Below are 22,702 nucleotides of genomic sequence, written 5' to 3'. Positions count from 1 at the left end.
CCCTTTCGCCTTTCCACCCCGATCCACTCCTGATGGAGGTTCAGTGAGCACCACGGTCGACCAGCAGCCGGAGGTCGAGCAGACCCCGGCGAAGCCCCCGACCAGAGCGGCTGATGCGGTCTTCAGCGGCACCGCGCTGGGGGCCGGCCTGCTCGTCATCCTGTTCCTTGCAGGTGTCGGGGTCTTCCTGACGCTCCGCGGTCTTCCCGCCCTGGACGCATCGGGTGAGTCGGCGTACGGCGAGCCCAGCATCTGGAAGTTCGTCGGGATGCTGCTCTTCGGGACGGTCTACGCCTCCGTCATCGCGATGATCATCGTGACGCCGCTCGCGATCGGGTTGGCCCTGGTGATCTCGCACTACGCGCCCAAGAGGCTGGCCAAGCCGGTGGGCTACCTGGTCGACCTGCTCGCCGCCGTACCCAGCGTCGTGTTCGGGCTCTGGGGCCTGGAGGTCCTGGCCCCGAGGCTGCTGCCGGCCTACCAGTGGCTCAGCGAGCACGCCAGCTGGATCCCCCTCTTCAACGGCTCCGCGAACCAGCGCTCCCTGCTCACCGCCGCCATCGTGCTCGCCCTGATGGCACTGCCGATCGTCACCGCGATCCTGCGCGAGGTCTTCGCCCAGACGCCCCGCGCGCACGAGGAGGCGGCCCTGGCCCTGGGGGCCACCCGCTGGGAGATGATCAAGCTGGCGGTCTTCCCCTACGCACGTTCCGGCATGGTGGCCGCCGTGCTCCTCGGCCTGGGCCGCGCCCTCGGCGAGACGATGGCGGTGGCGATGGTGCTCTCCGCGACCGGCACCGGCCACCTCACGCTGAGCCTCGTCTCCGGCCAGAACCCGAACACCATCGCAGCCTTCATCGCCAACTACTTCGCGAACGCCTCCGGCTCGAAGATCAACACGCTGATCTTCGCCGGCCTGGCCCTGTTCCTGCTCACGTTCATCGTCAACTTCGCGGGTCGTTGGATCGCCACCCGCGGCCGGGCCAAGGGGTGAGGGCCATGAGTGCACAGACCGAGGCTCCCGCCGTCCCCGACACGGACGTCATGAGCATCACCGCCGGCCAGCTGCCGCACACCGCTCCGCTGCTGGCGGGCGCCTTCGCGGCCGCGATCGGCGTGGTGGCCGGGCTGCTGCTCGGCAGCGGCATCACCGTCATGCTGCTCATCGCGTGGCTGGTCTTCGTGCTCGGGCTGCAGGTGTGGTCCCGACTCGTCGAAGGGTCCCGCAAGGCCGCCGACCGACTGGTCAGCAGCCTGGTCTGGTCGGCCTTCGCAGTGGCGATGATCCCGCTGGTCAGCCTCATCGTCACCGTGGTCGTCAAGGGCGGGCCGGTGCTCTCCCCCGAGTTCCTGCAGCGCGACATGACCGGCTTCGCCGCGCTCGGCCAGGGCGGCGGCATCTACCACGCGATCATGGGCACGATCATGGTCACCGCGCTCGCGGCCGTCATCGCGGTGCCGGTCGGGGTCTTCGCCGCGATCTACCTGGTGGAGTACGGCGCCGGCAGGCCCCTGGCCAAGGGGATCACCTTCCTGGTCGACGTGATGACCGGGATCCCCTCGATCGTGGCCGGCCTGTTCGCCGTGTCGCTGTTCATCGTGATCACCGGCAACCAGCTCCCCCGCCTCGGCATCGGCGGCGGCGTCGCCCTGTCCCTGCTGATGATCCCCACCGTGATCCGCTCGGTCGAGGAGATGCTGAAGCTGGTCCCCGACGACCTGCGCGAGGCGTCGTACGCCCTGGGGGTGCCGAAGTGGCGCACCATCGTGAAGGTCGTGCTGCCCACCGCGGTGGCCGGCATCGTCACCGGGGTCACGCTGGCCATCGCCCGGGTGGCCGGGGAGACCGCCCCGCTGCTGCTGATCGTCGGCACCTTCCCGTCGGCGAACTGGAACCCGTTCTCCGGGCCCGTGCAGACCCTGCCGGTCTACATCTACACATCGCTGAGCCAGACCTCCAGCGCCAAGTACGGCGACATCTGGACCGACCGCGTCTGGGGCGCGGCCCTGGTCCTGATCATCATCGTGATGGCTCTCAACCTCATCGCCCGCATCATCGGCAACGTGTTCGCCCCCAAGACCGGGCGCTGAAAGAAGGACTGAAAAGACCATGGCCAAGAGCATTGAGGTCTCCAACCTCGACATCTACTACGGCGACTTCCTCGCGGTGCAGAACGTCAACGTGCACATCAAGGCGAAGTCGGTGACCGCGTTCATCGGACCCTCCGGTTGCGGCAAGTCGACCGTGCTGAGGTCGTTGAACCGGATGCACGAGGTGATCCCCGGCGCCCGGGTGAGCGGTGACGTCCAGGTGGACGGCCAGTCCCTCTACGCCCCCCACGTCGACCCGGTCGCCGTACGCCGTCAGATCGGGATGGTCTTCCAGCGACCGAACCCGTTCCCGACGATGTCGATCTATGAGAACGTCCTGGCCGGCAACCGGCTGAACTCCAAGAAGATGTCGAAGGACGACGCCGACGACATCGTCGAGCGCTCCCTGCGCGGCGCCAACCTGTGGAACGAGGTGAAGGACCGCCTGGGCAAGCCCGGGATGGGCCTCTCCGGGGGCCAGCAGCAGCGTCTGTGCATCGCGCGCGCGATCGCCGTCGAGCCGGAGGTGCTGCTGATGGACGAGCCCTGCTCGGCGCTCGACCCGATCTCGACCTCCGCGGTGGAGGACCTGATCCACGAGCTGAAGTCCGAGTACACGATCGTGATCGTCACCCACAACATGCAGCAGGCGGCCCGGGTCTCCGACGACACCGGCTTCTTCAACCTGAAGGCGGTGGGCGAGCCCGGCCAGCTGGTGGAGTTCAACCCGACCGCGAAGATGTTCTCCAACCCCGACAACGAGGCCACCGAGGCCTACGTGTCCGGCCGCTTCGGCTGACCCTCGCCCTCCCCCCCCGCACCTCCCTCCCCCACCTCCCTCCCCCGATAGTCCCCAACGCCTCGCAGGCGAAACCCCGCCTTTGAGCTGCCAGACGTTGGGGACTATCGGGCAGATGGGGGCCCCTGTGGAAAACGGTCCCTGATTGTCGGTCGCCCTTCTCAGGGTGGTCACATGGCCATCCACGACTTCGACGACTTCCACGACGACTTCCCCAGCACCAGCCGGCGCGTCACCTGGCCGGTCGGTGTGGACCCCCGCGGTCGCGCTGGGCCCACCCGCGGGCAGGCCTCCGGCCCCCACTGGAGGCGCACCGGACTGGGACTGTACGTCCCGACCGACGTCCCTCTGACCACACCTCAACGCATCGTCGAGGCGGCCAAGCTCCTGCCCAGCGACGACCGCGCCCCGGGCGGAGTCGCCGGCGGAGTCACCGGTTGGGGCGCGCTGCACTGGCTCGGCGGCGGCTGGTTCGAGGGCTCGGCTGCGGATGGCAGCCCGCTCGACGTCGACCTCGCCTGCTCATACCGACGCCCGTGGCCGGGCGTCGCGATCTGCGAGGAAGGCCTCGACCCCCAGGAGCTGATCGAGGTGGACGGGGTCCGCGTCACGGTCGCCGTTCGATCGGTCTGCTTCATGATGCGCCGGGCACCGAGCCTGGTTGCGGCGGTACGCGCCTTCGACATGGCGGCGCACAACGACCTCGTCTCACTCGAGGAGGTCCACGACTACGCCAGTGAGCACCGCGGATGGACGGGCATTCCGCAGTGTCGTGACGCCCTCCTGCACTGCGACGAGAACGCCTGGTCGCCGCGCGAGGTCGACATGCGGCTCATGTGGACCCGCGAGGCCGGACTGGCCCGACCGCTCACCAACGCGCCGGTCTTCGACCTCCAGGGCCGGCACATCGGGACCCCCGACCTGCTCGATCCCGTCGTCGGAGTCATCGGGGAGTACGACGGTTCACTGCACCTTGCCGGACCGCAACGCTCGATCGACGTACGCCGGGAGGCCCGGTTCCGCGACGTCGGCCTGGAGGTGGTCACGATGCTGGCCAGCGACCTTCCTGACCATCAAGCCGTCGTCGGCCGTCTCCGGGCGGCCTACGCGCGAGCCGAACCCAGAGCACGGACGGATCGGCCGTGGACGATCACGCCCCCGCAGTGGTGGACACCGACGTCGACGGTCACGCAGCGCCGTGCCCTCACCCCCGAACAGCGCCGGCGGTTCTTGGCGATTCGCCGGCAGGCGAGCAAGCCCCCGCGATAGTCCCCAACGTCTCGCACCCGAAACGCCCGAGTTCACCTGCGAGACGTTGGGGACTATCGGGAAGGGATCAGGGGAGGACTTCGATCAGGAAGTGGGAGAGCCAGTAGGCCACCGCGGCCACGGCGCCGGCTGCCGGGAAGGTGAGCACCCAGCCGGTGAGGATCGACTTGGCGACACCCCACCGCACGGCGGAGAGCCGCTTCGTGGCGCCGACGCCCATCACCGCAGAGGTGATCGTGTGGGTCGTGGAGATGGGCGCCTCGAAGACGTACGCCGTCGTGTAGAGCACCGAGGCGGCGACCGACTCAGCGGCGAAGCCACGCGGCGGGTCGAGGTGGATAATGCGCCGGCCGAGCGTGCGCATGATCCGCCAGCCACCGGACAGGGTGCCGAGCGAGATCGCCGTCGCCGCGAGCACGATGACCCACCACGGGAGACCGTCGCCGGTCTCGGCGTAGCCGATGGTGACCAGGGCAAGGAAGATGACACCCATCGTCTTCTGGGCGTCCTGGAGTCCGTGGCCCAGGGCCATGGCCGCGGCGGACGCGGTCTGCGCCATGCGGAAGCCACGGTTCGCGCGGGCCGGGCTGGCCCGGCGGAAGAGCCACAGGATCAGGATCATCACTGCGAATCCGGCAGCGAAGGCGAAGACCGGCGACAGGATCATCGGGATCAGGACCTTGTCGACCACGACGCCCCACTTAACGCCGACCCCGGCTGCCATCGCGGCTCCGACCAGGCCACCGATCAGGGCGTGCGAGGAGGACGAGGGCAGCCCGAAGTACCACGTGATCAGGTTCCACGTGATGGCGCCGAGCAGACCGGCCATCACGATGATCAGGCCATGGGTGTCGGAAGGTGGCGAGATCACCTCGGCCACCGTCTCGGCGACCTTCTGGCCGAGGAACGCACCGACGAAGTTCATCACCGCGGCCATGGCCAGTGCGACGCGTGGAGTCAGCGCACGCGTCGAGACCGACGTGGCGATGGCATTCGCCGCGTCATGGAAGCCGTTGGTGTAGTCGAAGACCAGGGCAACGACGATGACCGCGATGACAATCGCGAGTTCCATGCGGTCAGGACTCCTTGACCGCGATCTGTTCGACGATGTTGGCCACCGTCTCGAACGCGTCGATCGCCTGCTCGAGCGCCTCGACGATGTCCTTGAGCTTGATCACCTCGATGGCTTCGTACTTGCCGCTGAACAGGCTGGCCAGGATCCGTCGGTAGCTCTTGTCGCCGGTGTTCTCGAGGCGGTTGATCTCGATCCAGTACTCGTCGAGGTCCTTCATCGCCTGGAGGCGCGGCATCGCGTCGGCGGTGAGCTCGGCACAGCGCTGGAGCACCTCGACCTGCTTGGACAGCTCGGAGGGCAGGTGCTCGACCTCGTAGAGCAGGATCAGGTCGACAGCCTCATCCATCTCGTCCATCACGTCGTCGAGCCCGGAGGCCAGCGAGTAGATGTCTTCGCGGTCGAACGGCGTCACGAAGGTGCTGTTCACCCGGCGGACGATGGCGTGGGTCGTCTCGTCGCACTCGTGCTCTGCGGCACGCATACGGGACGCGACTTCTTCACGGTTGCTGTCTTCGCTGAGCATCTCGGCGAGCAGCGCTGCGCCACCGAGGAGGTGCTGAGCGGACTCGGCAAAGAGGTCGTAGAAGGATGAATCGACAGGGCGGAATCGAAAAGCCACGGAAAACTCCTGATGAGGAGGACCTGAACGCTGAACATGCTAGGGGCAACATCGGCGTGGCGCGCAACTGCCGCGCTCCGGACCTTCCCCGGCTTCACGCGGAGCAGGCGCAATTCGTGACCACAAACACTCGCTCGCAGGCCGTGGGCGACGCACCACCCGGCGTACGGCGTGTGGTTCAGGCCAGCTGGTAGCCCGCTTCGGCGACGGCCGACTCGACGGCCGCGCGGTCGAGGGGCTCGGCGCTGGTGACCGTCACCGCTCCGCTCTCGAGGACGACGTCGACGGACTCGACACCGGGAATCTCCTGGATCTCCTCGGTGACAGAGGCAACGCAGTGCCCACAGGTCATCCCCGTGACGTTCCAGCTGCTGATCGTGGCCATGTGGCTCCTCCTGGTGATCGGGATCAGGACCGAATCAGGCGGGCGATCGCCTCGGTCGCCTCGGCGACCTTCTCGCGGCCCTGCTCCTCACCGGCCCGGGCGGCGTCGACGACACAGTGGCCCATGTGCTCCTCGAGCAGGCCGATGGAGACCGCTTGGAGTGCCTTGGTCATCGCAGACACCTGGGTGAGGATGTCGATGCAGTACTTCTCCTCCTCGACCATGCGCTGCAGTCCGCGGGCCTGGCCCTCGATGCGCTTGAGCCGCTTGAGGTAGTCGTCCTTGCGGTGGATGTATCCGTGCTGGTGTTCGGCCATGCCCACAGACTACCCCCCTGGGGTATGAATGCTGGGCGTGGGAGACGAACTAGGCAGGATCGCCGGTCTCGGGAGCGTTCGGCTCATCGGCGGGGACCACACCGAGGATCTCATCGATCTGCTCCTGCGACAGGGCAGCGTCGGACTCACTCGCGGCAATGATCAGGCTCGTGGTGAGCTCGACCTCGTCGAGCAGTTCCTGATCCTCGAGAGTGACGTCGAACTGGTCGTGCACGCCTCGTGTCCCTCTCTGTGGGAGCGTTCCCCAGCCCTACGTCGGGCATACTCCACGTCCCACCATGCCCGTTGACTGGTGATCCAAACCCCCAGGAACCCAAAGATAGTCAAAAAATGGTCCGAAGGCCCCAACCCGGGTGGGTTGAGGCCTCCGAAGAGAAGTCGGTGCGTAGACCTTCTTCGTGTTGTGCTCGATCAGGTTGTGATCAGAGCGGGCGAACGTTCTCCGCCTGCGGGCCCTTGGGACCCTGCGTGACGTCGAACTCGACCTTCTGGTTCTCGTCCAGCGACTTGTAGCCGTTCGACTGGATGGCCGAATAGTGCACGAAGACGTCGTCGCCGCCGTCTTCCTGGGCGATGAAGCCGAAGCCCTTTTCAGCGTTGAACCACTTGACGGTGCCCTGAGCCATTGCTCGATACTCCTTTGTCGGGGCGAGAGGCCATCACTTCAACGGCCCCACACCAGATGCGGTGACACGTCGCTCCGACTCGTGAATCTGGCCCACGAAGAAGAAACGCCGTTGGATCACAAACTCCGCGGGCGTCAGCCATACTGGAACTTGCACCGGGTGCACCCGAAGCCTACCAATCACCACGGGAAAAGGAATGGTCGACGAGCAACCATTTTCCCGGGGCGGGTGAACAGTTGGCGACGGGCGTGTTACGGAGCCACCTCGAGCGCCTCGTCCTCGTCACCGCCCGTCGCCGTTCTTCGGGCATGCTGGGGGCATGACGAACCCGGCAACGACGGTCCTGCTCACGGGCGCATCAGGCTTCATCGGCCAGCGGCTCGGCCCCGTCCTGGAGGCGGAGGGCCACGCCGTCCGCGCGATGACGCGCCGACCCGAGGAGTACGCCGGCCCGGGCGACCCGGTCTTCGGCGACGTGGCCGATGCCGACTCCTTGCGCGACGCACTCGCTGACGTCGAGGTCGCGATCTACCTGGTCCACTCGCTCGACAAGCCCGACTTCGAGGAGCGCGACGCGGCGGCCGCACGACTCTTCGGCACGGTGGCCGCCGAGCAGGGCGTGCGCCAGATCGTCTACATGGGTGGCCTCGGAGCCGATGACAGCGACCTCTCGGCCCACCTGCGCTCGCGCCGGGAGGTCGAGCACCTGCTCGGTGAGGCCGGCGTACCCGTGACCGTGCTGCGCGCGGCGATCGTGGTCGGCAACGGCGGGATCTCGTGGGAGCTGACCCGCCAGCTGGTCAAGCGGTTGCCGGCCATGCTGGTCCCCCAGTGGGCGTCCACCCGCACCCAGCCGATCGCCATCGACGACGTCGTCCGTTACATCTCGGGCGTCGTGGCCCACCCTGACGCGCTGGGTCGCACCTTCGAGATCGGCGGCGCCGACCAGCTGACGTACGTCGACATGTTGCGCGTGGTCGCCCGCATCCAGGGCCGTCCACTCCCGATCCTCAAGGTGCCCGTGCTCACGCCGCGCCTGTCGTCGTACTGGCTGGCCCTCGTCACCGACATCGACGTGACCACGGGGCGCAACCTCATCGACTCGATGGGCACCGAGGTGGTGGTCACCGACACCTCCATCACCGACGTGGTGCCCGGCGACCCGCTGCCCTACGAGGACGCCGTACGCCGTGCCCTGGCCGACGGCGCGTAGCCCTCAGAACAACGCCGGCAGCACGAACAGCATCGTCACCGACCAGGTGACGTGGGTGATCGCCGGCGCCAGCAGCCCGCCGGAGACCCGGCGTTGCTGTCCGACGACAACCCCCAGGATGAGGGCGGCGAAGGCCAGCATCGGATTGCCGGTGACCAGGGTCACCGCGGCGTAGGCCACGGCGGTGATCGACACCGGTGCCCGGTCCAGCGCGTCGAAGAGGGCCCCCCGGAAGAACATCTCCTCGGCCACCCCGTTGATCACCGTGATCAGCAGGAGCGGCAGCCACGGCCCCCTGTCGGCATAGGCGAGCACGTCGGAGACCCGGTCGGCGAGGACAGGGATCTCGCGCACGACCAGTGCGCCCAGGACGAACACCGCTGCCAGTCCACCACCCACGAGCAGGGCGGGGGCGACCGGTCGCTCGGTGCCGACCCGGCCCAGGTGGAGGGGCCCCGAAGCCCACGCCCCCACCGCCCACACGGCCGCCAGGGCGAGTGTCGATGGGTAGAACCAGGCGCTGCCGGGCTCGATCCGCAAGGACACCGCGAGGAGCACTGCGCCGACGACGGCCGTCATCACCGTCGCGACGACCCGGCGACGCGCCGGGTGGGCCTCAGCGTCCACGCAGCAGAACCAGAACGGTCGCCGGCTGGTGGAGCAATGCGGTCGGCATCATCCGCTGTACGAACCCGGGACCTGGGGAGGTGTGCCGTACTCCTGGCCCTGGGTGTTCCCAGCCTGGATGCGGTGGTCGAGGGTCCCGCGGGCGTGGCGACGCTTCTTGCGGCGGCCCTCCAGGACCGCGCCGATGAAGACAACAGCGACGACGGCTCCAACGATGGTCATGAACACCAGACGGTCCTCTCCTCGTGGCGTGGGACCAGGAACCCGATGCACCTGGTCTCGGCCCAGTGGCCGGGACGCCGCAGCATCCCGGCCACCCACGATACCTGCAGGTGGCGGCCTCGATCCGTGGTTGACGACGGTCGCGAGGCCCGGGGATGCCGATTGCGACTCAGCGGAAGGTCCGCATCGCACAGACACCCACCGCCCGCGACCACGATGGTCAGCTCAGGTCCATACGACCATTCGCTCATCAGGTGCCGTGGGTCACGGCCAGGAAGCCGCTTGCGACGGCGACGTAGAGGACGCCGATCAGGGCCAGGGGCCAGCTCAGCAACGCCAGGACCAGGAGCCACACAGTCCCAGCGATGACGTTGGCCGAGAAGACTCGCCACATGATCCGACGCCGCGCAGCATCAACGCCCGCCAGCAGGCCGTCCGTGGTGGTCACGAAGAACATTGTGCCGTCGGGCAGAGCTGCGTGCAGCGTATTCTCCCGCTCCGACCTGCCCGACATCGCGACCCTCCTCCTGGGCGGAGACCATGGCACCCGGGCTGGGAGCGCTCCTGACCCATGCGACATACTTCAGGCGTCGATTTGCGCGGTGGAGGTCCCGAGGGTCCTTCTGACTAGACTTCGCATCTCCCGGGCCCTTAGCTCAATTGGCAGAGCTCCGGACTTTTAATCCGTTGGTTGTGGGTTCGAGTCCCACAGGGCCTACTCACGCGCAGGCGTCGGACGCCATCCACGACTCGCGACATCGGTCACACGCGTCTCAATGCGCGACCCGCGACCATAACGCTGACGAAGGTGGCTAGTTTTCCAGTCATGGGCACTCCTTCGCACGACGAGCTGGCCGACGCCGGCGTCGACGAGCCGATCGAGGAACCCGCGACGCCGACAGCATCGACGCAGCCGGCGGATCCGCTGTTCGCGCCGTTGTCGGAGTTGTTCGCCGATCCGGTGAGCGGGCCGATGATCCACCCCCTGCTCAACACTGAGGCGGTCTCCACCCCGCCTGGTGAGCCGGCGTCAACGGGTGTGTCCGACGACGAGGTGGACGGCCCGGCTCCGGACGACAGCCCCCGTGTCGCGGTCGAGACGGAGCCCGAACCTGCCGGCGAGCCGGAGCCTGAGCCGCAGCCGGAGCCGCTCGCAGGCGACATCGACACGACCGGCTTCAGCCCGTCCGCCCCGCTGGACGTTTTCGCGGCCCTGCGTCAGGCCGCACCGGCCCAACCGGAGGCCGAGGGGATGCGCACTCGCTTCACCAGCCGGCTCCAGCGCAAGCGCAGGCGACCACCGGCTCCGACCACGCCGGAGACTGTCGAGAAACCTCCGCCGCCCGAGCCAGTGACGCCCGAGCCGGTGACACGCGAGCCGCTCGAGTCCCAGCCAGTCACACCCGGGCCGGCGGCAACTCGCGCGGTCGCGGACAGCACATCCCCGCAGATCACCGACGCAGCCGTCATCGGTCCTGCCCTGGCTGCGGTGCTCCGGGCCGAAGAGGACGCCCCTCCCCGGCGCGCTCCGAAGCCCGCGATCACCCGCGGGAAGCCGACCGAGCCGACGACGTACGACGCAGGGCCGGCCGCCGCATCCACCCCGGAGGCGCCCGCCGATCGCACTCCCACGCCGACGCCGGTGGCACAGGAGCCTCAGCCCCCGCAGGAGCCCGAGCCCCGGAAGACCATGAAGTTCGAGTCGCTCGAGGAGCTGCTCAACGCGGCCACGTCGCGCACCCATCCCCCGGCCCCTCTGAAGCCGTACGTGGAGGAGCCGGTCCACGGCCACCCTCCGGCAAGCAGTCCGGCACCGGACCCGGAACCGCCGCACCGTGCCGACGCAGCGCAGCACGCGGCCCCATCACCGAACGTCGCCGAGCCGCAGCGCACCGAATCATCCACGGCAGCGCAACCCGCGCCGCAGCAACCGAGCCGGCCGGCGCCCGTGAGCACCGCGGTCGCCACCGGAAGCGGCACGGAAACCGCGAGCGACCTCGCCGCACCGCCCTCCCACGAGACCATCGACCTCAGCGCCCGACGCAGCACCCAGCAGGTCCTGCTGGCACTCCTCGTGGTCGGCGGGGCAGCGACGCTCGCCCTGGCCTGGCTCGCCTGGCAGGAGAGATCGGTGGGCAGCGTCGTGACGGCCCTGGCCGCCGCGGCGGTCACCCTCGTGCTCTGGAGCGCCCACTCGAACGCCGCGCCGGCCACGGTCGTCGTGGAGCGCGGACAGCTCGACATCCGCAGCCAGGACAGCCACCACCGCTTCGACCTGGCAGGCGCTCACGCGAACATCGAGGTGGAGGGCTCGCCCGGCCACCGCGGCTGGAAGGTGCTCATCCACCGCACCGGCATGCCGCCGTACAAGCTCGACGCGGGCATGGTCGACCCGCAGGCCTTCACCGACGTGCTGGAGCGCTACCGCGGACGAGGCTGAGCGATCAACGCGCCGACGCGTCAAGCCAGTAGCGACGCTTGCCGTTGCGCACGTCCTCGAGCACACCACCGTTGGCCTCGATCGTTCGGTAGGAGCCGATGTTGTCGTCGTCGCAGGTGACCAGCACCCGCTCGATACCCAGCGACTCCGCGACCGGCAGCGACAGGCCCAGCGCACGGGTCGCGTGGCCCTCCTGTCGACGCGAGGGGCGCACCGAGTAGCCGACGTGGCCGCCCTCCTCGAGGAGGAACGGCGTCAGCGCGTGCCGGATCGCCAAGTAGCCGATGAACTCAGCCTCCCCGACCATCCACAGGAACGTGCAGTGCACGAACCCCTCCGGGACCGGGGTGGACGGGTCCGCCATCGACAGGCGGTCGGCCACCATCGCGTCGTACGCCGGCCGGTCCGTCGAGGGGCGGGGACCGGAGAAGCCGGACCCGTCCCGGTGGGCATCGCCGAACTCGTCCTCGGCCTCGAGCCAGCTGTCGTAGAGGTCAGGGGAGGGGGGAACCAGCTCGATCATGGGCACATCCGACCATGCGACAGGGCGAGTGACCAACCCGATATGTGTCACTACCAAGCACTGCTGCGCCACGCCCTAGGGTGAGCCCATGTTGAACTACCGCACCGAAGACCTCAGCCCCGAAGAGATCGCCCGCGAGGTCGAGGTCGCCGGCGCACTCGCCCAGAGCACCCGCGAGCTCGTGGACGCGGTGATCCGCAGCACCGTCCCCCACGAGGAGATGGAGGACGTGCGCAGCCAGGTCGAGGCCCTGACCGCGCGACTGCGGGCCAGCCAGATCGAGGGGGCGTACGGCGCCGTGATCAGCTCCGAGGGCAAGGTGCGCAACATGGGCAACACCGTCGTGGGCCAGCGCAACGCGATCGCGCCACCCTTGGAGACGCATTGGTCCGAGGACGGCACGGCGTCCGCCGACTTCCACCTCGGCGCGGCCTACGAGGGCCCACCCGGCCTGGTCCACGGCGGCGTCAGCGCGCTGATCCTCGACCAGGTCTGCGGGGAGGCCGCGGCAGCCGGTGGATCACCCGGCATGACCGGTCGACTGACCCTGACCTACCGGCGCGGCACACCGCTGGGCGACCTCCACGCCGAGGGCGCGATCGTGAAGGTCGACGGCGTCAAGACGTACGTCGAGGCGCACATCGCCGACGCCGAGGGCCCCACCGTCCTCGCCGAAGGCATCTTCATCCTGCCCCGATGGGCGCGCGAACAGCTGGCCCAGCAGAAGCAGGAGACGTTCGAGTAGGTCAGACCTCGTGGTGGACGCCGCGCTGACCCTCGTCGGTCAGGCGGGCCTCCTCCGCGGCCCGGGCCTCGAGCTCGGCGCGCCGGTTCTCGAGCCTTGCGTCGAACTCGCCGGGCTCGCTGACCAGGTCGCGGGCGCCCTTGCCGAGCCGCTCCAACGCCTGGCGCGCGAAGATCTGCTGCTCGGTGACGGTGCGCTCGGAACGGTCGTTGCCGATGAAGGTGATCGCCCAGCTGAGCAGGGCCCCGACACGGTTCTTGAAGCCGGTCAGGTAGATCAGGTGGACACCCAGCCACATCAGCCAGGCGATGCTGCCGTTCAGCTTCAGCTTGCCGACGGAGGCGACGGCGCGGAACTTGCTGATGATCGCCATCGAGCCCTTGTCGAAGTAGCTGAAGGGCTTCTGGGGCGCCTTGTCCTTGAGCCGGTTGTCGATCTCCTTGGCGGCGTACTTCGCGCCCTGGATCGCGACCTGGGCCACGCCGGGAAGGTTGTCGAGCGAGATCATGTCGCCGAGGACGAACACCTCGGGGTGGCCCGGCAGGGTCAGGTCGGGGTTGACCGAGATGCGGCCGGCCCGGTCGAGCGGCGCACCGCTCTGCTCCGACAGCGTCTTGCCGAGGGGGTTGGCCTGCACGCCGGCGGCCCAGATCTTGGCGACCGAGTCGATGCGACGGGTGGTGCCGTCCTTGTCCTTCAGGTCGAGACCACGCTCGTCGACTCCGGTGACCATCGCACCGAGCTGGACCTCGACGCCGATCTTCTCCAACTCGGCCTTGGCCTTGGCGCCGAGCTTGGCACCGAACGGCGGGAGCACCTGCGGCGCCGCGTCGAGGAGGATGATGCGGGCCTGCTTGGTGTCGATGCTGCGGAAGTCGCGCTTGAGGGTCTTGTGCGCCAGCTCGGCGATCTGGCCGGCCATCTCCACACCGGTCGGGCCGGCGCCGACCACCACGAAGGTCAGCAGGTGGTCGTAGGGCTCACCGCGCCGGGCGGCGTTCTCGGCCATCTCGAACGCCCCGAAGATGCGCCCGCGCAGCTCGAGCGCGTCGTCGATGCTCTTCATGCCGGGGGCGAACTCGGCGAAGTGGTCGTTGCCGAAGTAGGACTGGCTGGCGCCGGCGGCGACGATCAGGGAGTCGTAGTGGGAGACGGTCTGGCGCCCGAGCACGTGGTGGGTGACGGTGCGGGCCTCGAGGTCGATGTCGGTGACCGTGCCGAGCAGCACCTGCGCGTTCTTCTGCTTCGCCAGCACCTCGCGGGTGGGCGGGGCGATCTCGCCCTGCGACAGGATCCCGGTGGCAACCTGGTAGAGCAGCGGCTGGAACAGGTGGTGCGTGGTCTTCGCGACCATCGTCACCTCGAGGTCAGAGCGCTTCAGGGCCTTGGTTCCGAACAGCCCACCGAATCCGGAGCCGATGACGACCACCTGGTGCTTGCCGTTGTTGATTGCCATCCGCCTGCGGCCCCTCTGAGTCTCTGTCTCGACGCTTGATTTCGGCTCCCATAGTTCCACCCACAGGCGTAATCGCCGAAATGAAGTTGGATATTTCAGGTTTCAACCGCCGAGACAGTGGGCAAACACACACCTGGTGCCACAAGATGGGTCGGGGAAGTTCTCGTTCGACACAGGTGGGGTCTTGCCGCTGAGCCAGAGAGAAGTGAGGTTGGGGTCAAGCCCGCGCTCGGTTTCCGATGCGCGTCGCTGGGCCGCTGAGGCCTGCCACAAGCTCGATCGAGAGGACCTCGTCGAGAGCGCCGAGCTCGGCATCTCGGAGCTGGTCACCAACGCCCTGCTGCATGCCGAGCCACCCATCGCGATCCGGATGCGCGGCACGCGTCGCCACCCGCGCATCGAGGTCTACGACGGTTCGCGCGTCCCGCCTGAGCCCAACGGCCGGATGACCCACGACGACGAGCTCCTGGCCACCATCGGCCGCGGGCTCGGCATGGTCGCCATGTCGTCGCACGCCTGGGGAGCCGAGCTGCTCGAGGACGGCAAGATGGTCTGGTTCGAGCCGGCAGCCGAGCCGGTCGACCACCCGGACCTCGACGGCCAGCTCTACACCTCCGAGGGCCCCAGCAGCGGTCGCCCGCCCCAGGTCCGCACCAGTGACGGCATCGTGGTGACCTACGAGTCCCTCCCGTTGGATGTCTACGTCGACTGGCGGCGCCACTTCCGCGACGTACGCCGAGAGCTGCGGCTGCTCTCCCTGGCCCACGAGGACGACTACCCCGTCGCCAAGACCATCAGCGACCTGTTCAACCGCTTCGACGACGAGATCAAGCAGGCGCAGGGGATCACCGAGCTCAACCGGGCGATCGCCGCGGGGAGCCGCCAGACCCCGATCAGGCTCGTGGTCACGCCCGAGGCTCCCAAGGTGACGCTGCAGGTCATCGACGTCCTCGAGCTCGCCGACTCGTTCTGCCGCACCGAGCGCCTGCTCTCCCTGGCGGCGACCGACCAGCAGCGCGAGTTCCAGGGCTGGTTCCTCGGCGAGATCATCCGGCAGGGCAACGGAGCCGCCCCCCTCCCCTGGCCCGGCAACGAGACCGCCGACACGGTGCACCACGTCTCGTGACCCGAGCTCGTCTCTCGGCCACCCACGTGGCTGCAGTCGCCCTGGGCGGTGCCTTCGGGGCCGTGCTGCGCTGGATCGTCTCCCAGGCTGTCCCACACGACGGCGGCTTCCCCTGGGGCACGTTCGCGATCAACGTGAGCGGCGCCTTCGTGCTCGCCCTCCTCCCCGCGTTCGCCGTCGTACGCCGTCACCCGGTCCTTCCGCTCCTCCTCGGCCCCGGTGTCCTCGGCGGGTTCACGACGCTGTCCACGTTCTCCGAGGAGACACGCGCCCTCGCCGCTGACGGTGCTGCCGGGCTGGCCGTGACCTACGTCCTGGCCACGCTCGCCGCCGGCGCGGTGGCCGTGGTCGCGGCCAGCAGCCTCTCCGACCCGGCGGCCCGGGACGAGTTCGCCGACGAGGAGGGCGACGAGTGACCCCGCTCCTGGTCGCCCTCGGCGCCGCGGTCGGCGCGCCGCTGCGCTTCGTCGCCGGGCACTTCCTCGACCGCGACCACCCGAACGGCACGCTGGTGGTCAACGTGGTGGGCTCTTTCCTGCTGGGCCTGCTCTCGTCGCTCGCACTCTCGGGCCACGAGATGGCGTTGCTCGGCGTCGGATTCTGCGGCGGCCTGACGACCTACTCCTCGTTCGCGGTGCAGGCCGACCGGCTGGGGGCCCGACGCGGCACGACGTACGTCGTGGTGACGATCACGCTCTCCCTGACGGCCTGCGCGCTCGGTTGGCTGCTGGCCTGACGATCCGGCCCCCAGCTGGTCGACGGACTGGCCTCAGGCGTAGCCGAGGGCGTGCAGCTCGGCATCGTCGAGGCCGAAGTGATGGGCGATCTCGTGCACCACGGTGATGCGGACCTCGTCCTCGAGCTGCTCCACGCTGTCGCACATGTCCAGCAGCGGGTTGCGGAAGACGAAGATCTGGTCGGGCAGGCCCGCGTGGTTGGCCTGCCGCTCGGTCAGCGCCACGCCCTCGTAGAGGCCGAGCAGGTGCGGATCGTCGGCGGGCGGCTCGTCCTCGACGAGGACGACGACGTTCTGGACCATGGCGGCCAGCTCGTCGGGGATGCCGTCGAGGGCGCGGTCCACCAACGCCTCGAACTCCGCGCGGCCCAGCTCGATCACGGGACCACCTCCGAGCTCCCGGCGGTCACCACCGGGTTCTCGGCGGTCACCAGCCAGGTGCGGGCCGGGAAGCGCACCACACCGTCCACGAGGTGACTGCGCAGCTCGTCGCGGACCTCGTCGACCAGCTCGGCCCAGCCCTGCTCGCCGAGGCGCGGCTCGAGCTCGGCACGGGCGAGCCGGCCGAGGCTGCCGGAGAGGATCACCTCAAGTCGCTCCTCGACGCCGTCCGTGCCGTCGAGGCCGAAGTCGGCCACGGTGTCCACCGCGACCAGGTCGACACCGGACCAGCCCGCCTCATGCAGGATCCGGCGTACCCGCTCGGGATCACCGAACGCCAACGGCCCGGGAGCGTTCGGGTCGGCCTCGGGCTGTGGCTCCAGTCGGTCCAGCAGCGTGGAGGTGCCAAGCGTGAACATGGCGTTCTCGCCCTCGCGCCAGCAGACGAAGGCCAGCCTGGCGCCGGGCACGCAGGCGCGTCGGATGTTGGCGAAGGCGGCCACCGGGTCGTCGAAGAACATCACTCCGAACCGAGAGAGGACGAGGTCGAAGTCGCCGCCGGCCGAGCCGTCGCGGAGGTCGTCGACCTGCGCGTCCGCGATCAGCACGGTGGCATCGGGCACCCGTGCCCGGGCCGCGGCGACCATGGTGTCGGAGATGTCGACACCCACCGCGGAGGCCCCGGCGGCGACGGCTGCCTCGAGCAGGGTCCCGGTGCCGCAGCCCACGTCGAGGACGCGCTGGCCGGGTGCCGGAGTGGCCGCCTCCAGGAGCTCGTCGCTGCACGGACCCAGCACAGCATCGAAGATCCGCTGGTTGGCCACCCAACCCGCTCCGCCGATCGACCAGCCCTTGCGCATCTCTTCATTGGCCACACGCCCACCGTAGGCGAGCCACCAAGGCAGGCCCGCCCGACACGTCCCCGGATAGTCCCCAACGCCACGCAGGCGGGAAGCCGATTCCGAGATGCCGGACGTTGGGGACTATCGAGGAAATGCAGAACGCTCCGGATCTGTGCGATCCGGAGCGTCTTCTTGCGACCCCGACGGGACTCGAACCCGCGGCCTCCGCCGTGACAGGGCGGCGCGCTAACCAACTGCGCTACGGGGCCAGGTTGTGCTCTGCAGTTCTTCAACTGCAAGGCCGGTGAACAATAACCCATGTGGGCCGGTGACTCCCAATCGGGGCCCACCACTGTGCTCAACGCGTACCCCCAACGGGATTCGAACCCGTGCTACCGCCGTGAAAGGGCGACGTCCTAGGCCGCTAGACGATGGGGGCCGGGACTGCCGATACAGCATAGGGGCAGCGGTGACGAGTCGCCAAAGTGACTCGCGGTTTCACCGTTGGGACCAGTCTGGGGTAATCTTCGTCGCGGCTTGGCCAGGTAGCTCAGTTGGTACGAGCGACCGACTGAAAATCGGTAGGTCGGCGGTTCGACCCCGCCCCTGGCCACCAACGCACGTTGGCCGCAGATCGGATCCCGATCTGCGGCCTTCGTCGTTCGCGGGCACGTGACGGCCCGCCACCAGCGCGTCACGGTTCCGTGAGGACGAGGAACGCAGCGACCGCCGCCAGCACGAGCTCGAGCAGCGTGACGGAGACGCCCAGTCCGATGAGCACCCGCGTCACCCGCGTGTTCCCCCGCACCAGCACGCCGACGAGGAGCAGGAGGAGCGCAACGGCCGCGAACAGCGCGAACAGGACCACCAGGGCCAGGACCATGAACGCGATGTCCTGCCCGAGGTCGTCCCCGTGCTCGTTCTCGTGGGCGAGATCGCTGTTGGCCCACCAGATGAGCGGGGCAGCGGCCACCAGCAGGACCACCGCCACGCAGATCGACGCCCATCCGGCCACCAGCCACCGCCCGGACGGCTTCGTGCGGGGCGACGGCGGCAGGGATGACGGGTCGGACGACATGGACGGCATGATCCCACTCACGCGGCCCGGCCAGACCCGGGCCGCTGAGTAGGCGTACTCATCTGCGAATGAGCCGGCTGGACGACGTCGAACCGGCCCTGCCGAGTCGAGACTTGAGCCATGTTCCGATATGCCGATCCCGCCGCCTGCCCGGTGTGCCGCACGACGATGGCCGCCGGGTCGCACACCTGCCCCGACTGCGGTGCCCAGCTGAGCGGTCCCGTGGCCCAGTCGTTGTTCCGCACGCTCACCGACGCCGACGGCCTGGTCGCCCAGCTGGCCGCCCTCCCCGCCCCCGCCCAGGGATCCCTGCTCCCTCCGGACCAGGTGCGCTTCCCCGCTGCCGGAGCCCACGACGTACGCCGCTCCGAGTGGCCGGCCCCGAGGCGCCACGGGCTCAGCGCGGCCTCGGTGCCGAAGATCCTGCTCGGGCTCGGCGCGCTGTGCCTGCTGGTCGCGGCCATCGTCTTCCTCGCCGTGGCGTGGGCACTGCTCGGCGTCGGTGGCCGGACTGCGGTCCTGATCCTGCTCACCGCCGGCGCGGTGGCCCTCGGCGGACTACTCGCCAAGCGCAACCTGCGGGCCGGTGCCGAGGCGTTCGTGACCGTCTCCCTGGGCCTGCTCACCCTCGACCTCCTCGGCGCGGAGAGCTCGGGCTGGCTCGGCTTCCTCGACCGGGCCGGGTTCCAGACCGTCCTCGGTGCCTGCCTGGCCGTGGCGGGAATCGGCGGCGCGACGTTCCTGCGCCGATTCCCGGCCGGCCTCCTGGTCAGCCCCCAGGTCATCGGCGCGCTCGGCCTCGGCCTCGGCACCGCCGGGCTGGTCCAGTCGGTCTTCCAGCTCGGACCGCACAACCACCACCTCGACGCACTCTCCACGGTCCTGTGGATGGCGTTGCTCGGCGCCGGCCTGGTCGGCACCCGGCTGCTCCGGCTGCCGATCGCCTCGATCCTGCTCACCATCGGTGTCGGGCTCGCCTGGGTGACGCTCGTCGTCATGGGCCTGGTCCGGATCCAGACCCCCCTCACCTTCGCCAGCGCCTGGGCCGATTTCGCTCCCTGGCCCACGGTGCTGGCCGCGATCATGGCCGGCGCGCTGGCTCGCTTCGCCCGCTCGCTCCCGCTGCCCGCCCGCGTGGTCTCCGCCGCTGCCGCCGTCGCGTTGCTCGCGCTGCTCAGCACCCTGCCCGCCCTCGACGAGTCCCCGAACACCCTGGTGCTGGTCGCCTCGGCCCTGGTCGCCTCGGCCTCGGTCGCCACCCACCTGTTGGCGCGCCCGTGGCGCCCGGTGGTTGCCGCTCCCGCCGGTGTTGCCGCCGGTGGCCTGCTGCTGGCCGCGCTGGCGTTCGTCAACGGGACCCTGCCCGCACTGCTCTTCAGCCCCGGCTGGTCGCAGGGCGTCGACAGCACGCTCCCCCGCGCCGAGCTCACCGGGTTGTGGCCCGCGCTGCTCCCGCTGGTGGTGGCCATGCTGCTGCTCGCGCTCTGGGGGGCGATCAACCTCGGCCGCGACGTCCCGATCACCCACGTGGCCCTGCCCATGGTGATGCTGGTGGTCGCCTCCGCGCTCGCCGTCCCCACGGCGTACGGCGTCGGGCTGGGCGTCATGGTCGGGCTCCTCCTGGTGGCCGCAGCGGTCTTCGCCGGAGCCGGTCTGCCGAGCGCGGGCCTGAGGCGTCAGACGGCGCTGGCCCTGGCCAGCCTCCTCGCCGCGGGCGCCGTGCTCGTCTCGCTCCAGAGCCAGGTGCTCACCGCAGTCACCACCGGCCTGGTCACCCTCGGCGCTCTCGCGGTCTCGTCCACGGGACACCGCGCTGCTCGACTCGTCGGTGACGTCGTCCTCGCTCCGGCTGCCGGCGCCTTCCTGTGGACCACCCTCGACCTGATCGGTGTCGAGACACCGTGGCGGGCGCTGCCGATGCTCGTCGTGGCCGGCGCCTGGGCGATCCTCGGCGCCCGTCCGGAGCGCGAGCTCCCGGTGGCGCTCACGATGGTCGCGACGGTGGTGCTGTGCGTCACCGGCATCGGTCACGGCTCGAACGGGCAGGACTGGAGCGGGCAGGCCTGGAGCAGCCAGACCTGGTTGGCCGTCGACCTGACCCTGAGCGGCGTGCTGGTGCACCTGTCGGCACTGGTGAACGCCCACCGCCGTTGGTTGGGCTGGGCGGGGCTGGGCCTGATGGTGCTCGCCCAGTGGGTGCGCCTCGAGCAGCTCGGCGTCGAGACGGTCGAGGCCTACACCCTGCCGCTGGCCGTGGTGCTGCTCGCGGTCGGTGTGCTCCGGATGCGGGACACCGCGCTGCGCAGCGCTCGTGCCCTCGGGCCTGGCCTCACCCTGGCACTGGTGCCGTCGTTCTTCATCGCCCTCGCCGACCCGGTCTCCTGGCGTGCTCTGGCCCTCGGCGTCGCCTGCCTGGTCGTCGCGGTCGGCGGCGCCAGCCTGCGCTGGTCGGCTCCCCTCGTCGCCGGCGCCCTGATCGGCGCTCCGCTCGCGCTGCGCGAGGTCACCCACGCGGTCACGCTCCCGCAGTGGTTGGTGATCGGGCTGATCGGCGTGGTGCTCACCGTCGTCGGCGTCACCTGGGAGCGCAGCCTCAACGAGGTCCGCCAGGCCGCCGGGTTCCTGCGGCGCCTCCGCTGATCGACCGGCCGCGGATCGACCGGCCACTGATCGACCAGTGGGGCGAGACACGCTCTAGGCTGCACGGCGTGTGGACGAGATTCGAGGAGGTGCACCGGTCCCGGCCGGTGCAGCTCGTGGGCCGGGAACGAGACACCCCGTTCGCCGCAGTGGAGGTCGAGCTGTCCACCGGCGACCTCTCCGGGCGGGTGGTCGCCCGGCTCACCGTCGGCGGCCTCCGGCTCGAGGGCTGGTACGACGCCACTCGGTCACGGTGCGGCATCGACATCACCGACCCAGCGGGCATCACCAGCCGGCACCGAAGCCGTCGCCACGGCCGCACCTCGTCCCCGCCCCAGGCGCTCGGCGTGATGCTGACCGGTCGCCAGGTGACCGTGCTGACCCGCGGCGACGGTGAGTGGACGGCCCGGGGCAAGGTCGTGCTGGAGCACGACGTCGATCCCGAGCACCTCACCGCCGACGTTGCCGGGCGACCGGCCGACACCGATGCGAGCGCCGCGACGACGAACAGCCCCGTGGCGAGCTGGCGCTCCGGCACCAGCGGGCAGCTCGGCGTGCGCGACGTCCACCTCGTCACGCACGCCGACGGCACGCCGTACGAACGAGACGGCTGGTTGTTCCTGGCCCTCACCCATGCCGGTCCCGGGTTCTTCGCCACTGCACGGTGCGGGGTCTGGGCGTTCGACCCCGAGACCTTCCGCCTGGAGCACCGCAGCGACCTCTGGTTCCGTCGCGACGGGGTCGTGCGCGGCGACCACGCCACCCACGTGGTGCGCGACGGCGACCGGTGGTTGGTCGCGAGCAGCACCTGGAGCACGTTCGACGACGGGGACGATCCGGCCGGCCGCAGCGTCGGCATCTGCCTGGCCACCAGCGACGAGGACCTGCTCCACGGAGAGCACGTCCTCGAGTCGACACCCCTCGACGTGCCCCTCCACCGCTTGCCGCCGCCCGTCGTCGGTTGCTGGGACCCGCACCTGACCCGGATCGACGGACACTGGCACCTCGCCTTCGTCGCCGCGCGCACGTTCTTCGACTTCTACCCGGTGCTGGCACGGGCACGGGCGGCCGGTGGGCCCACCGACTGGGAGCTGATCGGCGCCGCCACCGAGCGGACCGCCACCGAGGGCACGACGATCATCCGGGTCGGGGCGGACTGGCGGGTGCTGGCCAGCGACGGCCCGGAGGGCCCGCGAGGCCTGCGCCGACGCTTCCCGGTCTTCGACCTGGCCATGCGTGAGGTCGACGTCCTCGACGCGGAGCACCCCACCAACATCCCGTGGCCGACCGTGATCCAGCGCGGCGACCACGCCCTGCTGGTCACCTTCGACGGCACGGCGTACGGCGGCACGCTTCCCGGCTACGGCACCCACGGAGACTTCGTCGTCCTGCGGACAAAGTCGGTGGCGGCGGCGTCACACCCGGCAACACCACTCTCCGGACAGGAACGCTCATGAACCGCGTCGCCGGC

26 protein-coding genes and 4 tRNA genes are annotated in these 22,702 nt (G+C 69.6%); 14 read left to right on the top strand and 16 right to left on the bottom strand.

What is annotated here, in order from left to right:
* Positions 1–43: 43 nt before the first annotated feature.
* The 4 genes from pstC (at position 44) to ncot_RS01830 (ending at position 4,159) form a co-directional block, all read left to right on the top strand.
* On the top strand, positions 44–994 hold the full coding sequence (pstC, locus tag ncot_RS01845; RefSeq protein WP_168616069.1) for a phosphate ABC transporter permease subunit PstC: 951 nt from the start codon (positions 44–46) through the stop codon (positions 992–994).
* Positions 995–999: 5 nt separating this feature from the next.
* The gene (pstA, locus tag ncot_RS01840) at positions 1,000–2,091 is read left to right on the top strand and encodes a phosphate ABC transporter permease PstA (RefSeq protein WP_168616068.1); all 1,092 of its coding nucleotides are present in this window, start codon (positions 1,000–1,002) and stop codon (positions 2,089–2,091) included.
* Positions 2,092–2,110: 19 nt separating this feature from the next.
* Complete coding sequence (gene pstB / locus ncot_RS01835) at positions 2,111–2,890, top strand: phosphate ABC transporter ATP-binding protein PstB (RefSeq protein WP_168616067.1); 780 nt, start codon at positions 2,111–2,113, stop codon at positions 2,888–2,890.
* A gap of 174 nt (positions 2,891–3,064) precedes the next feature.
* Positions 3,065–4,159, top strand: coding sequence for a hypothetical protein (locus ncot_RS01830; RefSeq protein ID WP_240938023.1), 1,095 nt, complete (start codon positions 3,065–3,067; stop codon positions 4,157–4,159).
* Positions 4,160–4,226: 67 nt separating this feature from the next.
* Here the strand turns inward: ncot_RS01830 and ncot_RS01825 are convergent, their stop codons facing one another.
* The 6 genes from ncot_RS01825 to ncot_RS01800 all read right to left on the bottom strand — a co-directional run bounded on the left by ncot_RS01825 (position 4,227) and on the right by ncot_RS01800 (position 7,202).
* On the bottom strand, positions 4,227–5,231 hold the full coding sequence (locus ncot_RS01825; RefSeq protein WP_168616066.1) for an inorganic phosphate transporter: 1,005 nt from the start codon (positions 5,229–5,231) through the stop codon (positions 4,227–4,229).
* Between the two features lie 4 nt (positions 5,232–5,235).
* Complete coding sequence (locus ncot_RS01820; RefSeq protein ID WP_168616065.1) at positions 5,236–5,853, bottom strand: DUF47 family protein; 618 nt, start codon at positions 5,851–5,853, stop codon at positions 5,236–5,238.
* Between the two features lie 178 nt (positions 5,854–6,031).
* Complete coding sequence (locus ncot_RS01815) at positions 6,032–6,238, bottom strand: cation transporter (protein ID WP_168616064.1); 207 nt, start codon at positions 6,236–6,238, stop codon at positions 6,032–6,034.
* Between the two features lie 23 nt (positions 6,239–6,261).
* The gene (locus ncot_RS01810; RefSeq protein ID WP_168616063.1) at positions 6,262–6,555 is read right to left on the bottom strand and encodes a metal-sensitive transcriptional regulator; all 294 of its coding nucleotides are present in this window, start codon (positions 6,553–6,555) and stop codon (positions 6,262–6,264) included.
* Positions 6,556–6,604: 49 nt separating this feature from the next.
* The gene (locus tag ncot_RS01805; protein WP_168616062.1) at positions 6,605–6,790 is read right to left on the bottom strand and encodes a hypothetical protein; all 186 of its coding nucleotides are present in this window, start codon (positions 6,788–6,790) and stop codon (positions 6,605–6,607) included.
* A 208-nt stretch (positions 6,791–6,998) separates the two neighbouring features.
* Positions 6,999–7,202: a cold-shock protein gene (locus ncot_RS01800; RefSeq protein ID WP_056598399.1), complete on the bottom strand. Its 204-nt coding sequence runs from the start codon at positions 7,200–7,202 to the stop codon at positions 6,999–7,001.
* A 319-nt stretch (positions 7,203–7,521) separates the two neighbouring features.
* Between ncot_RS01800 and ncot_RS01795 the strand changes: the two genes are divergently transcribed.
* A complete protein-coding gene (locus ncot_RS01795) occupies positions 7,522–8,415 on the top strand; it encodes an NAD(P)H-binding protein (RefSeq protein ID WP_168616061.1) in 894 nt (297 codons plus the stop codon).
* A gap of 3 nt (positions 8,416–8,418) precedes the next feature.
* Here ncot_RS01795 and ncot_RS01790 read toward each other — a convergent pair whose 3' ends face one another.
* From ncot_RS01790 to ncot_RS01780, 3 genes are all read right to left on the bottom strand, one after another.
* Positions 8,419–9,042 (bottom strand): CPBP family intramembrane glutamic endopeptidase, encoded by a 624-nt coding sequence (locus tag ncot_RS01790; RefSeq protein WP_240938022.1) that lies wholly within the window; start codon positions 9,040–9,042, stop codon positions 8,419–8,421.
* Between the two features lie 48 nt (positions 9,043–9,090).
* Positions 9,091–9,264 (bottom strand): hypothetical protein, encoded by a 174-nt coding sequence (locus tag ncot_RS01785; protein WP_168616060.1) that lies wholly within the window; start codon positions 9,262–9,264, stop codon positions 9,091–9,093.
* A 250-nt stretch (positions 9,265–9,514) separates the two neighbouring features.
* The gene (locus ncot_RS01780) at positions 9,515–9,712 is read right to left on the bottom strand and encodes a hypothetical protein (protein ID WP_168616059.1); all 198 of its coding nucleotides are present in this window, start codon (positions 9,710–9,712) and stop codon (positions 9,515–9,517) included.
* Between the two features lie 197 nt (positions 9,713–9,909).
* Here ncot_RS01780 and ncot_RS01775 point away from each other — a divergent pair.
* Both ncot_RS01775 and ncot_RS01770 read left to right on the top strand, forming a co-directional pair.
* Positions 9,910–9,982 (top strand) — tRNA-Lys (locus ncot_RS01775).
* 108 nt (positions 9,983–10,090) lie between these two features.
* Positions 10,091–11,704, top strand: coding sequence for a hypothetical protein (locus tag ncot_RS01770; RefSeq protein WP_168616058.1), 1,614 nt, complete (start codon positions 10,091–10,093; stop codon positions 11,702–11,704).
* A 4-nt stretch (positions 11,705–11,708) separates the two neighbouring features.
* Here the strand turns inward: ncot_RS01770 and ncot_RS01765 are convergent, their stop codons facing one another.
* Positions 11,709–12,227, bottom strand: coding sequence for a GNAT family N-acetyltransferase (locus ncot_RS01765; RefSeq protein WP_168616057.1), 519 nt, complete (start codon positions 12,225–12,227; stop codon positions 11,709–11,711).
* 88 nt (positions 12,228–12,315) lie between these two features.
* Between ncot_RS01765 and ncot_RS01760 the strand changes: the two genes are divergently transcribed.
* Positions 12,316–12,972, top strand: a complete 657-nt coding sequence (locus ncot_RS01760; protein ID WP_168616056.1) for a PaaI family thioesterase — start codon at positions 12,316–12,318, stop codon at positions 12,970–12,972.
* Between the two features lies 1 nt (position 12,973).
* Here the strand turns inward: ncot_RS01760 and ncot_RS01755 are convergent, their stop codons facing one another.
* Positions 12,974–14,428: an NAD(P)/FAD-dependent oxidoreductase gene (locus tag ncot_RS01755; protein WP_168616055.1), complete on the bottom strand. Its 1,455-nt coding sequence runs from the start codon at positions 14,426–14,428 to the stop codon at positions 12,974–12,976.
* Between the two features lie 205 nt (positions 14,429–14,633).
* On the opposite strand from ncot_RS01755, the gene ncot_RS01750 reads away from it, so the two are divergent.
* The 3 genes from ncot_RS01750 to ncot_RS01740 are packed head-to-tail and all read left to right on the top strand — an operon-like array spanning position 14,634 to position 16,290.
* Positions 14,634–15,554 carry an ATP-binding protein gene (locus tag ncot_RS01750; protein WP_240938021.1) on the top strand — a complete coding sequence of 307 codons (921 nt, stop codon included), beginning with the start codon at positions 14,634–14,636 and terminating at the stop codon, positions 15,552–15,554.
* Positions 15,551–15,970 carry a fluoride efflux transporter CrcB gene (gene crcB, locus ncot_RS01745; RefSeq protein WP_168616053.1) on the top strand — a complete coding sequence of 140 codons (420 nt, stop codon included), beginning with the start codon at positions 15,551–15,553 and terminating at the stop codon, positions 15,968–15,970. Before ncot_RS01750 ends, crcB begins: the two co-directional genes overlap by 4 nt.
* Positions 15,967–16,290 (top strand): CrcB family protein, encoded by a 324-nt coding sequence (locus ncot_RS01740; protein WP_168616052.1) that lies wholly within the window; start codon positions 15,967–15,969, stop codon positions 16,288–16,290. The genes crcB and ncot_RS01740 overlap by 4 nt, the downstream gene beginning before the upstream one ends.
* Positions 16,291–16,323: 33 nt before the next feature.
* Here the strand turns inward: ncot_RS01740 and ncot_RS01735 are convergent, their stop codons facing one another.
* The 4 genes from ncot_RS01735 to ncot_RS01720 form a co-directional block, all read right to left on the bottom strand.
* Positions 16,324–16,671 (bottom strand): metallopeptidase family protein, encoded by a 348-nt coding sequence (locus ncot_RS01735; protein WP_168616051.1) that lies wholly within the window; start codon positions 16,669–16,671, stop codon positions 16,324–16,326.
* A complete protein-coding gene (locus ncot_RS01730) occupies positions 16,668–17,546 on the bottom strand; it encodes a class I SAM-dependent methyltransferase (RefSeq protein ID WP_168616050.1) in 879 nt (292 codons plus the stop codon). Before ncot_RS01730 ends, ncot_RS01735 begins: the two co-directional genes overlap by 4 nt.
* Before the next feature lie 162 nt (positions 17,547–17,708).
* A tRNA-Asp gene (locus ncot_RS01725) sits at positions 17,709–17,782 on the bottom strand.
* Positions 17,783–17,879: 97 nt separating this feature from the next.
* A tRNA-Glu gene (locus ncot_RS01720) sits at positions 17,880–17,952 on the bottom strand.
* Between the two features lie 100 nt (positions 17,953–18,052).
* Between ncot_RS01720 and ncot_RS01715 the strand changes: the two genes are divergently transcribed.
* Positions 18,053–18,129, top strand: a tRNA-Phe gene (locus ncot_RS01715).
* Positions 18,130–18,207: 78 nt separating this feature from the next.
* On the opposite strand, the gene ncot_RS01710 is transcribed toward ncot_RS01715, so the two are convergent.
* Complete coding sequence (locus tag ncot_RS01710; RefSeq protein ID WP_168616049.1) at positions 18,208–18,591, bottom strand: hypothetical protein; 384 nt, start codon at positions 18,589–18,591, stop codon at positions 18,208–18,210.
* Between the two features lie 120 nt (positions 18,592–18,711).
* On the opposite strand from ncot_RS01710, the gene ncot_RS01705 reads away from it, so the two are divergent.
* Positions 18,712–21,231, top strand: coding sequence for a hypothetical protein (locus ncot_RS01705; RefSeq protein WP_168616048.1), 2,520 nt, complete (start codon positions 18,712–18,714; stop codon positions 21,229–21,231).
* A 68-nt stretch (positions 21,232–21,299) separates the two neighbouring features.
* A complete protein-coding gene (locus ncot_RS01700) occupies positions 21,300–22,688 on the top strand; it encodes a hypothetical protein (protein WP_168616047.1) in 1,389 nt (462 codons plus the stop codon).
* The last annotated feature ends 14 nt before the right edge of the window (positions 22,689–22,702 follow it).

This window comes from Nocardioides sp. JQ2195, from assembly GCF_012272695.1.
Taxonomy (GTDB): Bacteria; Actinomycetota; Actinomycetes; order Propionibacteriales; family Nocardioidaceae; genus Nocardioides.
The sequence above is the reverse complement of the archived record's forward strand: the minus strand, read 5'-3'. Positions and strand labels throughout refer to the sequence as shown.

What these genes read in the sequence shown, in the direction of transcription:
- pstA (WP_168616068.1), top strand. Translation starts at nt 1,000, where the DNA reads ATGAGTGCACAGACCGAGGCTCCCGCCGTCCCCGACACGGACGTCATG.
- pstB (WP_168616067.1), top strand. Translation starts at nt 2,111, where the DNA reads ATGGCCAAGAGCATTGAGGTCTCCAACCTCGACATCTACTACGGCGAC.
- ncot_RS01830 (WP_240938023.1), top strand. Translation starts at nt 3,065, where the DNA reads ATGGCCATCCACGACTTCGACGACTTCCACGACGACTTCCCCAGCACC.
- ncot_RS01825 (WP_168616066.1), bottom strand. Translation starts at nt 5,231, where the DNA reads ATGGAACTCGCGATTGTCATCGCGGTCATCGTCGTTGCCCTGGTCTTC.
- ncot_RS01815 (WP_168616064.1), bottom strand. Translation starts at nt 6,238, where the DNA reads ATGGCCACGATCAGCAGCTGGAACGTCACGGGGATGACCTGTGGGCAC.
- ncot_RS01810 (WP_168616063.1), bottom strand. Translation starts at nt 6,555, where the DNA reads ATGGCCGAACACCAGCACGGATACATCCACCGCAAGGACGACTACCTC.
- ncot_RS01800 (WP_056598399.1), bottom strand. Translation starts at nt 7,202, where the DNA reads ATGGCTCAGGGCACCGTCAAGTGGTTCAACGCTGAAAAGGGCTTCGGC.
- ncot_RS01795 (WP_168616061.1), top strand. Translation starts at nt 7,522, where the DNA reads ATGACGAACCCGGCAACGACGGTCCTGCTCACGGGCGCATCAGGCTTC.
- ncot_RS01785 (WP_168616060.1), bottom strand. Translation starts at nt 9,264, where the DNA reads ATGACCATCGTTGGAGCCGTCGTCGCTGTTGTCTTCATCGGCGCGGTC.
- ncot_RS01770 (WP_168616058.1), top strand. Translation starts at nt 10,091, where the DNA reads ATGGGCACTCCTTCGCACGACGAGCTGGCCGACGCCGGCGTCGACGAG.
- ncot_RS01765 (WP_168616057.1), bottom strand. Translation starts at nt 12,227, where the DNA reads ATGATCGAGCTGGTTCCCCCCTCCCCTGACCTCTACGACAGCTGGCTC.
- ncot_RS01760 (WP_168616056.1), top strand. Translation starts at nt 12,316, where the DNA reads ATGTTGAACTACCGCACCGAAGACCTCAGCCCCGAAGAGATCGCCCGC.
- ncot_RS01755 (WP_168616055.1), bottom strand. Translation starts at nt 14,428, where the DNA reads ATGGCAATCAACAACGGCAAGCACCAGGTGGTCGTCATCGGCTCCGGA.
- ncot_RS01710 (WP_168616049.1), bottom strand. Translation starts at nt 18,591, where the DNA reads ATGTCGTCCGACCCGTCATCCCTGCCGCCGTCGCCCCGCACGAAGCCG.
- ncot_RS01705 (WP_168616048.1), top strand. Translation starts at nt 18,712, where the DNA reads ATGTTCCGATATGCCGATCCCGCCGCCTGCCCGGTGTGCCGCACGACG.